The sequence below is a fragment of the Leptothoe sp. PORK10 BA2 genome (assembly GCF_034932105.1).
In the GTDB taxonomy this organism is placed as follows: Bacteria; Cyanobacteriota; Cyanobacteriia; order Phormidesmidales; family Phormidesmidaceae; genus Leptothoe.
Map to the genome: position 1 here is coordinate 1 of NZ_JAYGIG010000070.1, position 10470 is coordinate 10470.

Sequence of the window (10470 nt, forward strand, 5' to 3'; positions counted from 1 at the left end):
TGGCAAGCGTTTACTCATTTTCGCATTCAGCATGAAACTGAACGCCTTTATCCACACCGAAACCTACTCGGTGCAGTCGATTGGCCCCTGTTTGCTTGAGTTAGAGCGCGAGACCGGTTACGCCCATGGGCCACCGCCTTAGACTGCCAGCCCTGCGCCCGTAGCCATGGAGCCAGGCCGGAGGGTAACGGGCAGGGTATCGCGAGCACTACGCCGCAAGCAACGCCTGCGTGGTGGGGCCGCGCCCAGGGACAGGCGTTGAGTATGTCAGGCTTGGGTTTTAGTTCTAGTTGTTGCATTGCTGTTATTCACGTTGTTAGCACGCCTAGCCGGTGGCCACTGACTAGGCTGGTTTTCACGTCTGTCACCCGGTCTAAGCTTGCCTTCTCCGACTTCGTGGGGTTCCGCCCCAACTGACCCGTTTCCCGTCTAGTTCCCCGTTGCCGGTTCGTTTCCGTATGGTCCCACGAGGGCTTCTACTCCCATGTGCTTAGTACTATTGTACCGTTTTTAGCGCCAAAAGTGATACAATAAAAGAGTAAAAAGAGAGTTTTTTGAATACCTAAAGTGTATGTATATCAATACTTTTGGGTCTTTAATAAGCTTAACAAAAAACTCTCTTTTAGGTGAGTTGTGTATAGGTGGAATGATCTGGCTGCAACCAGATCATTCCGTGCACATCTTGCCTACCAATTACGCAAAGGAAACAAGATGTACGAGTTAGATTTTAATATCTGCCAGGAACGGCGGGAAAAAGAAGCATCGCAAAAGGCCGAAGAGTGGAGCTTTGCCACGCTGGAGCTAGCGGAGCTAGTGAGGATATGGGGAAAGCAAGCCATTGAAACCGAGCTGGCTAAACTCCCAGACACGCTACCGATGCAGCATCAGCCCCTATGCGCCCAGTGCGTCAGCTGGCGACCACCGCGCCCTTTGCTGTTATCCAATGGCAACACCCATATGAGCCTTGGATTGTGTGAGCTACGAGCAGCCAGCGACCTGGCGCAGATGCCCCAGCACTACGCCTCACGGTGCCGATTCTATTCGCCCGACGTGCCGTTTTAAAAGTCTTGCACCTAAGCGGGAGTGGTGCCCCGCTGTACGCCACATCAAACAAACCAACAAACCTATGAATGAAGCAACTACCGCTACCAATACATTGCAATGGGCAAAGCTCAAGTTTGACCCCAGCGAACCGAGCACCACTAATCCAGAATGGCAGGCCCAGCACTCCACAGTCGTTGTCTTTTCCGATGCCCAAGAACATCGGGTCTACTTTAACCCTGGTCCCCTGTCGGAGCTACAGCGGGGGGATACGGTACTGTGTGAGTACCGCCGAGGTAAATGGAGGATGGCCAGAAACCAGCCACCGGAACTAATGCAGTTACTAGGCCAACGGACTCCAGCGCCGCCACCTTTGGAGACTCCAGCAACACCGACGGCACAGGCTAAGCAGCCAACTAGCCGTGATGTGGCAGACATTGTGGGCATCTTTCAGGAGCTGAAGGCAGCGCTGCCAGAGGCCCAAGAAACGACGATACGGGCGTTTTCGAGCACGTTGTTTATGCAGCGCTGCAAGGACGAGCTACCGTTTTAAGAATCATATGCAGCCTTGACACTCGCTCAGGGCTGCGCCATCGATACCCTTTCGCTCCTTTCCTTTCTTCTCTCTTCTCCTGCAAGAACAGATAGCGAAGCCAACTGACCAATCCCCCACTAGTTTTTTTGGCCCCATATCTTAAAGAAGCGCAGGAACGGAGCGCCCCCTACAACACCTGACGCAAATAGCTAAACCCTCTGTAGTGGAGTGGATGCGCTAGGCTCAGCCCAGGGCCAAAAAAACGAAACTGAAATGTGCCACGGGCACAACAACTCCCTGAACCTTAGAGGCTGATATGACCGAAGACTCCCCCAAGTATCCAAGCTGGATTGACGATGATCGCCCAGTGCCTGATCCAAGTTGGGACTATTACCGGATTTACGCAATTGCGTTGGCATAGCCGCTCTAGTAGAGCATCGCACTCGACCGAGAATCAACCCGACTATTCAGCCAAATATCCAACGAAGAAACGCGCACACCTGAGGCAGATCAGCGCATCCGCGAACGGCTGAAGGAAATAAATCTGCAATGTAATGAACTAATGCAAGCACTCGATTGATAGGCAGCTACTCAACGGATGTCGGCTCCGCTGACATCGCTTTTATAGAACCATGGTCTATTGACCCGACTATTGCGAAATCGGGCCATAGGGCCAGAAGTGCTGTTGCGACTAGATCACAAGCCCCGAATTTTAGGTGCCCCAGGAAAAGTGCTAACTAACGGACGTTGTAAGGGACTTTTTACAGCTTCTTCTCTGGCGTTTTTTCACTCATGAGTGAGCGGTCATATCTGGGCATCATCATCAGCCTGAGGCTTCACTCGATCAACCCTTCAGGGCATCGGCCCTCAGGTCTAAAATGTATTGACAAAACAGTGGTGCCTTTTTGCCAGTTCCCGTCTGTCTATTCGCTGGAAAACGCAGCCGAGCAAACAAACTATCAAAAAAACGTGATTTTGAGTGATCAATTTTGTACCGTGTCGAGTAGTCTATATATACATGTCAATCGACCTACAAAAAAGTGCTGAAAGAAATTTTGGAGAAGCGTTTAGCTGCGCTTGACATATCCAAATATGAGTTAGCTAAAAAGCTTGCTGCTAAGCGCGGTAAGGATAAACCTACTGACGTTTCTAAGCTTGTAGGTAAGTGTTTTGGAGAGCCAGACAATAGGCGCTATACAGATTTGGCTGAACTAATCGAACTAATGGGAGGGGAAGTTGTAGTCCGTTGGCATTCAGTTGAAGAGAACGTAGTGTCTACACCAAAGGCTAGCTAATGGCCTCAGGCGTAAAGTGACACCCATGTACTTGCGTACATATTCGGTTTTTTTGGTATAAAAAACCCCCGTAAGCTCGTAACTTCGGGGGTCATTCAGATTAAAATTTGTAGTCCCATTATGACACATAAATATCAAGGTGCGGTTAAACCTCAATCGCGTCCTAGGCCTGTACGTCATTACAGGTTGACAAATGAAGAATGGTTAAAAGCTGTAAAAGAGCTGAAACCAAGGGAAAGGGACGTTCTTTACTACCTTCGAACCCTTGATCCTTGGGGAGATAAAGATTTAGAAATCGGGGTGCGGCAAATCGCTACTGACCTTGAATGCAGTCCTGGCACCGTCAGCAAAGCCTTAAAAGTTCTAGACCAGAAAGACTGGATTGACCTGGAAATCACAGCAGCCAAGGTCAAACTTAGGACGGATAAATTAGAACCTGATCCAGTAGAGGTGTCGGATAGTCAGTACGTGTTTCCTCCAGGAAACAGTGTTTTGTCCAGGAAACAAGTGTTTCCTCCAGACAACGATCGTTTCCTGGAGGAAACACTTGTTTCCCCCAGGAAACAGTTGGAGGCTGAAACTCAAGCGCAGCAAAGAGTTCAAAGCGCTTTAAACTCTTTAAACGATCTAGACTCTTTAAACAGAGAGAGAGACAGCCAAAATTCCATTTTTGAAATAGAACCGGATTACAGGGATTGGTTACTTGCCAAAGCCAGTCGCTTACCGGAACCGCCCACAATGCGGGAACTGTGGCTAGAAAAGCAGAGCGTCAATCCTGCCAACTTGCGTGAATACGAGGCATGGCAATCGGTGCAGCAGCAAATAGACACGCTTCCGCCGCCGCCGCCCCCAGAACAGCCAGGGCTGGAAGATGTAGACGTAGCGGCGAGGTTGGCCCGTTACCAGAGTCAGTGGGCCGTAGTGGCGATGCGTAAAGGGATCCAAAATGCGATCGCAACCCATCCCGAATGGACTATCGATATCGGGCCTGACGGACCCCGCTGGCAACCACCCCCCCCAGAACACAGTTCTGAGCAACCACCGGAGCCAGAACCCGACGTATCGACGGTATTGCATCGCATTAAAAACGCGAGTTCCCAAGGGGAAGGCTCCGCCAACGCAACCCACAGCCCGATCAGTTCGCAGCTGCAGGCCGACGCTGAACGGTGCCATATCGATATCCCGCTACTCCAGGCAGAATGGGAGTTAGCGGTATCGCCACCGGGCAACGCTGCCGATGATATGCGCCAGGCGGGATAATGCTATGCCAATGGATCGCAGCCTCTACCCCGCTAACTGGGATGAGCTAGCCCTACAAATCAAAACCGAGGCCAATTGGCGTTGCACTAAATGTGGCCGCCCCTGCCGCCAGCCTGGGGAAGCTGTCAGCGCCCTATACGAGCGGCTGCCAGATAGCTGGAAACCCTTATGGTGGGAGGTTATTGGCGATGTTCGAGAGCCGAGACCAGGACGATTTAAGTTGACGGTGGCGCATCTGGATCACGTCCCCCAGAACTGCGATCGCACCAACCTAAAAGCGCTGTGTGCCCCCTGCCATGGCACCTATGACCTCAAGCAAATGGGTCGTAAGCGTGTGCTCAAAGCCGAACGCCATGGGCAGCTGCGGACGGATGACATCCTAAACGGGGCACAGCTGGCGCTGTTGCCGGAGCTGGTGGTTTATCAGCGTGTGGATCTGCGTTCTGGGGGAAAGCGGACGATGGTGCCTAAGCCGCTGGATTCTGCAGAGAATCGGCGAAAGCATCGGGCTCATGGTCATGCTTCAGGCTGGATAGAAGAGCGGATAGGCAATCGGGGGCGGAAGCAGCCGAGCGTAAGCTACTACTACCGTTGGGATTCGCCCAGAGGTAGGGTGAGCGAGTATATACGGGCGAGTAAGCTGGCGCGGGTGACGGGGCTGATTGAGGCTGAGCGGCCTGCGTTGGAGGTTTTGCGGGTGGTGGTGGATGGAAAGCGAAAGGTTTCAGGAGTTTCTGCGGAGTTGCTCGGTAAATGACCCAAAATCCTATCAGGAGAAGCATCAGGTAGGCTTGATGAGTTAAGCAGGTGTATGGGGAGTTTGGCGTATGGAGTTGGTCTATGAAAGCTGCTGAGGTGTTGCGACGGTATGAAGCCGGTGAGCGAGACTTCAAGGGGGTAAACCTGAGAGGTCAAAACTTTAAAGGAAAAGATTTATCTGGGGCAGACTTTAGCGGGGCTGATATTCGTAGTACGAACTTCACCAATGCAAATTTAAAAGGGACGAACTTTACCCAGGCTAAAGCTGGATTGCAGAAGCGTTGGGCGATTGGATTAGTTGTTATCTCATGGTTACTATCAGTCCTTTCAGGATTGTTCTCAGCATTCACTGGATATTTCGTTTCACTGATATTTGATTCCAGTGACCTAGACAATCAAGTTGCAGGATGGGTTTCATTAGCGGTTATTGTTGTATTCTTGTTTTTGCTACTCCGTAGAGGTGTTGTAGCCGTAGCCGTAGCCGTAGCCGTAGCCGTAGCCGTAGCCGTAGCCGTAGCCGGAGCCGTAGCCGTAGCCGGAGCCGGAGCCGTAGCCGGAGCCGGAGCCGTAGCCGTAGCCGTAGCCGTAGCCGTAGCCGTAGCCGTAGCCTTAGCCGTAGCCGGAGCCGGAGCCGGAGCCGTAGCCGGAGCCGTAGCCGGAGCCGTAGCCGTAGCCGTAGCCGTAGCCGTAGCCGGAGCCGTAGCCGTAGCCTTAGCCTTAGCCGTAGCCGTAGCCGGAGCCGTAGCCCTGACGTTGGTGAGTGCTTATATTGGCTGGCGAGCGCTAAAGGGCGATCATCGAGATGCGTGGATACGGTCTGTTGCCATCGCGTTTGCAGCTATTGGGGGAACTAGTTTTCGTGGGGCCACGCTCACCGATGCTGATTTCTCTCACGCACGTTTTAAAAGCACTGACCTCAGACGAGCTGTGCTACTCCGTACCCGTTGGCGAGACGCCGAAAAGCTGGATCGTGTGCGCCCAGGCGAGACCTATCTCAACAATCCTAAAATTCGTGAGTTGGTGCTGACTGGCAACGGTCAGGGGCAATCCTATGACTATCTTCTCAATCTCACAGGCATTAACCTGCAAGGGGCTAACCTGGTCAAAGCGGACTTCACCGGCTCTAATCTCAAAGACGGAGCGCTGCAGGGGGCTAACCTCGCCAACGCTAGTTTTATCGGCGCTAACCTTAACGGTGCCTACCTGCAAGATGCAGACCTGACCAACGCCCATCTGGCACAAACCCAGCTAGACGAGGCCGACCTCACCGGCACCACCCTCACCGGAGCCTGCATCGAAGACTGGGGCATTACCACCCGCACCAAACTCCACGGCATCCGCTGTGACTATGTGTACATGCGTTTGCTCTCTGAGCGCAGACCCGACCAAAACCCTCACCGTAAGCCCGATGATTGGGACAAAACCTTTGCCGACGGTGAGTTTGTGGACTTCATCGCGCCGATGGTCGAAACCCTCGACCTCTACCACAACCAGACCGCAGACCCCCGCGCCGTTGCCATTGCCTTCAGCGACCTCCGCCAACAAAACCCCGATGCCGACCTGGAAATCATATCCATGGAGAAACGAGGCCAGCACTTAGACAAGTTCAACCTCCGAGTCCGCACCAATCCCCAGGCCGACCTATCCCAACTCCATCACCAATACTTCGCGCAATACGAGCATTTACTAACCCTGCCTCCGCAAGCCTTGGTCGCCCTCCTAATGGAAAAAGAAGGCAGCTCCCAGAGGCTAGCAGGACTACTAGAAACAGCCATCGCTCAACCCAAAACCCAAATCGGAAGCTATCAAAACCAAGGAGATACCACCGTGTCAGAACAAGGCTCTAATGCTCCCAAGTACAATCTCAGCAACGCCCAGTTCGCAGGCGGCTTCGCCGAAACCGTCCACGGCAACCAAGTCGGCGGCACCATCAACAACGCCGCCGAAACGCGCTCCCTCGCCGAGGCCGCCGCTGAAATCCAAAGCCTACTCAAACAGCTAGAGCAAACCGCCCCAGCTGAGACCATGGCCGAAAAGATGACCCTGGCTACCCAAGCCATTACCCAAATCGAATCCGACCCAACCCTCAAACAACGTGCCGTTGCTGCCCTCACCGCTGGTGGTATAAAAGCCTTTGAAAAGGCGATTGATCATCCTGTCGCCGCTTTCGTTGTCGGGGCGGTTGAGGAGTGGAAAAAGTCGTAGCTGGCGCGGGTGGCGAGGCTCATTGAGGCGGAGCGGCCTGCGTTGGAGGTGTTGAGGGTTGTTGTTGAAGGTAAGCGAAAGGTTTCTGGTGTGTCGGCTCAGTTGTTGAGGTGAGGGTGGTGGAGTGGCTAATCAGGAGCATTTAGAACGACTAGAGCAAGGGGTTTCAGTATGGAATCAGTGGAGAGAATATAACCCAAAGGTTGAACCTGATCTGAATGGAGCCAATCTGAGTAGGTTCGATTTGAATGGAGCTAATCTGAGTCGAGTTAGGTTGTGTAGAGCTAATCTGAGTGAAGCCAGTCTGAGCCGAGCTAATCTGTGTGAGGTCAAGCTGTGGAATTCTAATCTATATGAAACCAATCTGAGTGAAGCGAATTTGTGGAGAGCTGAGCTTCATAAAGCGAACCTGGATAAAACTAATTTGAGTAGTGCAAATTTGCGTGACGCTAATTTGCAGGATGCTGATCTGCGTGGCGTGAATCTGAGTGGTGTTGATTTGCGTGATATCAATCTGAATCGCCTGGATCTGCGTGGGGTGAATCTGAGTGGAGTCGATTTGCGTGATGTTGATTTGAGTGGGGTGATTTTACGTGAAACCAGCTTGAGTGGTGCGAATTTGAGTGGAGTCGATCTGAGTGAGTTTGATTTGCGTGATGTTGATCTACGTAAAGCCAATTTGAATGGGGTGATTTTACGTGATGCTAATCTGCGTGGTGCGAATTTGAGTGGAGTCAATCTATGTAGCTTTGACCTGAGTGGAGTCGATCTGCGCGGTGTGAATTTGAGCGGTGTTGATTTGCGTGGCTTTGATTTATGCAGAAGGGACTTGCGTGAAGTCAATTTAAGTAGTGCGAATCTAAGTGGCTCTGATCTAAATAGCGCTAACTTAAGTGATGCAAATTTGAGTAGCGCTAACTTAAGCGATGCAAATTTGAGTGCAGCTCAAATCTTGGGAACTGGTTTTGAGCAAGCGGTATTCACAGGAGCCTGCTTAAAAGATTGCAATAGTAACAGTGCTACGAGATTTGATGATGCAATTTGTGAATACATCTATCTCCAACCCAAGCAGCAAGAGCGTCGTCCTAGAGAAGGCAACTTTAAACCAGGTGAATTTTCGGCTCTATTTCAGAGGGCTGTGGACACTGTCGATCTCATTTTCAAAGACGGTATTGACTGGCGAGCCTTTTTTCAATCCTTTCAAAAACTCCACAGTCAATATTCTGATCACGATCTCTTCATTCAAGCTATTGAGAAGAAACGACATGATGCTTTTGTTGTACGTCTAGCGGTGCCGCCAGAGGTTGATAAAACCGTTATTGAGAGCCGGGCAAAAGAACTCTATATATTTGAGATTAAAGCTTTAGAAACTCAGTACGAAGAACGTTTGCGATTACAAGGACAACATTTAGAGGACGCACGTCAGACAATTGAAGTAGAGCGTCGAGAAAAAGCCACACTGATGGGAGTGATGACCACCATGGCCAACAGTCAGCAAGGACCAAAATATGACCTTAGCAACGCCCAATTCGCCGGAGGCTTCGCCGAAACCGTTCAGGGCAACCAGTACGGCGGCGTAATCAACAACTACGGCTCTAACACCGCCGACATCACCCGCCTACTCACCGCCCTCCGCGACCAGGCCCAAGCCTTCCCCACCGACCAAAAAGACGAAGCCAACGACACCCTCGACGACCTAGAACGCGACCTCGCAGAGGAGCAGCCCGACTCAGGCCGCATCGGTCGGCGTTTAAAGAGGCTAGTTGCGATCGCAACTACACTCACCATCGGTGCCACCGCCTTCACCGCTGACCTGGCGCAGCTGGCCGACGTCCTCAACGTGCCGCTACCTCAGATAGAGCAGGTTCAGCCGGAGCAGCTGCCGCCGTCGGGGACTCCGTAAGTTGCTGTGGCCATAGATTATCGTGGAGGTTGCTGTGGCTGTTGATCCGTTGGTGGTTTCTGAGGTGGATCAGGAATTAAGCCCAGCTGCTTCTGCAATTTAATAGGGACGTTTTTGGCCTGAGTAAATTTCTCTTTTGTAGGCCAAATTGTTGCTTTGCCGAAGACAATTTTGTAGAGGTCTGCCCCAAAGAGTCTGGACTCACAAAGGTAGGCTCCATTGAGGTCGGCTTCTGTAAGGTTGGCCTCAAAGAGGTTGGCCCTAGTGAGGTAGGCTTGTTCAAGGTCGGCCCCGAAGAGGTTACCCTCAAAGAGGTTGGCTCCTCTAAGGTTGGCTCCTCTGAGGTTGGCCCTAGTGAGGTTGGCTCTTCCCAGGTTGGCCCTAGTGAGGTTGGTCCCTTCAAGGTTGGCCCCTTCAAGGTTGGCCCCTTTGAGGTTAGCCCCTTTGAGGTTGGCTCTTCCCAGGTTGGCCCTAGTGAGGTTGGTCCCTTCAAGGTTGGCCCCTTTGAGGTTAGCCCCTTTGAGGTTGGCCCCTTTGAGGTTAGCCGCGTTGAGATCGAGCTTTAATTTACTAATGATTTCGGCTTCTGCCAGAAATCGAATCACACTACTTTTGCGGTCTATATCGTTTTCAAATCGTCTCAAAATCGACAACGTTCTGGCTCGGATAACATCCAGTGAGGCTGCTAATAGCTCTTTGCTTTCAGGAGAAGCGTCATCGCCTTTGCTGGCAATGGCCATTAGGTTTTTATCAACCAGCAGCGTTGATATGCGATCAAAGTAAAGTTGCAATACTTCTTCTCGGGTTTCGTCTGCATCCTGCTCCCGCTGCTGGCTAGCTACTTTCTCGGCCTGCTCTCGCTGCTCCTTGGTTGCTTGCTCGGCTTGCGTCTGCTGAGATTTCTGAAACCAGGCTCCTAATATTGCTAAGACCACTGGCACTCCTAATAACTGCAGCCCATCCCAAAAGGACTTACTCGGGTCCTGAATAATGATTGTTTCTGTAGATGTATTTTTGTTGTCGCCACCGTCCCTTTCGATAGTAACGACAGCGATTTCATCGTTGGTAATGCCCCAGAATCCAGCTAAAAACTCAGTCCTGTAGATCTGCCATACGACACCCCCCCAGACGATAGAGGCTGCCAAAATCAACGGCCATCGTTTGGACTGGTTGAGCCGTTCTCTGCTCCGTTCGACCTTACCTAGCTGCTGCCTGATAATTCTATTCAAAGGTTGGTTGATGCGAGTAAAGCCTACTCGTGATGATACATGTCAAACCCCCATCAATTAAGGAATCTTGAATCAATCTGAGGCTAACTTGCTCTGGCTTAACTGCCCAGCACCCTGTAAGTTGCCGCTGCAACCGTCCTTTCCTAACTATCACTAACCACCCATTTCATAGGGCATTAGCTACTAGGAGAAATCCTCGGCTAGTGTCCTTCTTTTTTGTCGATTGCTCAGATTAAATTCCAT

Annotated in this window: 8 protein-coding genes; 7 read left to right on the forward strand and 1 reads right to left on the reverse strand. The window is 51.6% G+C overall.

Annotated features, from left to right (window positions below):
• Positions 1-711 precede the first annotated feature (711 nt).
• The 7 genes from VB741_RS13560 to VB741_RS13590 all read left to right on the forward strand — a co-directional run bounded on the left by VB741_RS13560 (position 712) and on the right by VB741_RS13590 (position 8998).
• Positions 712-1062: a hypothetical protein gene (locus tag VB741_RS13560; RefSeq protein WP_323365718.1), complete on the forward strand. Its 351-nt coding sequence runs from the start codon at positions 712-714 to the stop codon at positions 1060-1062.
• Between the two features lie 64 nt (positions 1063-1126).
• Complete coding sequence (locus VB741_RS13565; RefSeq protein ID WP_323365719.1) at positions 1127-1594, forward strand: hypothetical protein; 468 nt, start codon at positions 1127-1129, stop codon at positions 1592-1594.
• A 1022-nt stretch (positions 1595-2616) separates the two neighbouring features.
• A complete protein-coding gene (locus VB741_RS13570) occupies positions 2617-2871 on the forward strand; it encodes a hypothetical protein (protein ID WP_323365720.1) in 255 nt (84 codons plus the stop codon).
• A 300-nt stretch (positions 2872-3171) separates the two neighbouring features.
• Positions 3172-4131 carry a hypothetical protein gene (locus VB741_RS13575; protein ID WP_323365721.1) on the forward strand — a complete coding sequence of 320 codons (960 nt, stop codon included), beginning with the start codon at positions 3172-3174 and terminating at the stop codon, positions 4129-4131.
• 4 nt (positions 4132-4135) lie between these two features.
• Positions 4136-4888 (forward strand): hypothetical protein, encoded by a 753-nt coding sequence (locus tag VB741_RS13580; RefSeq protein WP_323365722.1) that lies wholly within the window; start codon positions 4136-4138, stop codon positions 4886-4888.
• A gap of 83 nt (positions 4889-4971) precedes the next feature.
• Entirely contained in the window at positions 4972-7095 is a 2124-nt protein-coding gene (locus VB741_RS13585) for a pentapeptide repeat-containing protein (protein WP_323365723.1), read from the forward strand.
• Positions 7096-7219: 124 nt separating this feature from the next.
• Complete coding sequence (locus tag VB741_RS13590; protein WP_323365724.1) at positions 7220-8998, forward strand: pentapeptide repeat-containing protein; 1779 nt, start codon at positions 7220-7222, stop codon at positions 8996-8998.
• Positions 8999-9015: 17 nt separating this feature from the next.
• Here the strand turns inward: VB741_RS13590 and VB741_RS13595 are convergent, their stop codons facing one another.
• Complete coding sequence (locus VB741_RS13595) at positions 9016-10227, reverse strand: pentapeptide repeat-containing protein (RefSeq protein ID WP_323365725.1); 1212 nt, start codon at positions 10225-10227, stop codon at positions 9016-9018.
• Positions 10228-10470 lie beyond the last annotated feature (243 nt).

What these genes read in the sequence shown, in the direction of transcription:
- VB741_RS13560 (WP_323365718.1), top strand. Translation starts at nt 712, where the DNA reads ATGTACGAGTTAGATTTTAATATCTGCCAGGAACGGCGGGAAAAAGAA.
- VB741_RS13565 (WP_323365719.1), top strand. Translation starts at nt 1,127, where the DNA reads ATGAATGAAGCAACTACCGCTACCAATACATTGCAATGGGCAAAGCTC.
- VB741_RS13580 (WP_323365722.1), top strand. Translation starts at nt 4,136, where the DNA reads ATGCCAATGGATCGCAGCCTCTACCCCGCTAACTGGGATGAGCTAGCC.
- VB741_RS13585 (WP_323365723.1), top strand. Translation starts at nt 4,972, where the DNA reads ATGAAAGCTGCTGAGGTGTTGCGACGGTATGAAGCCGGTGAGCGAGAC.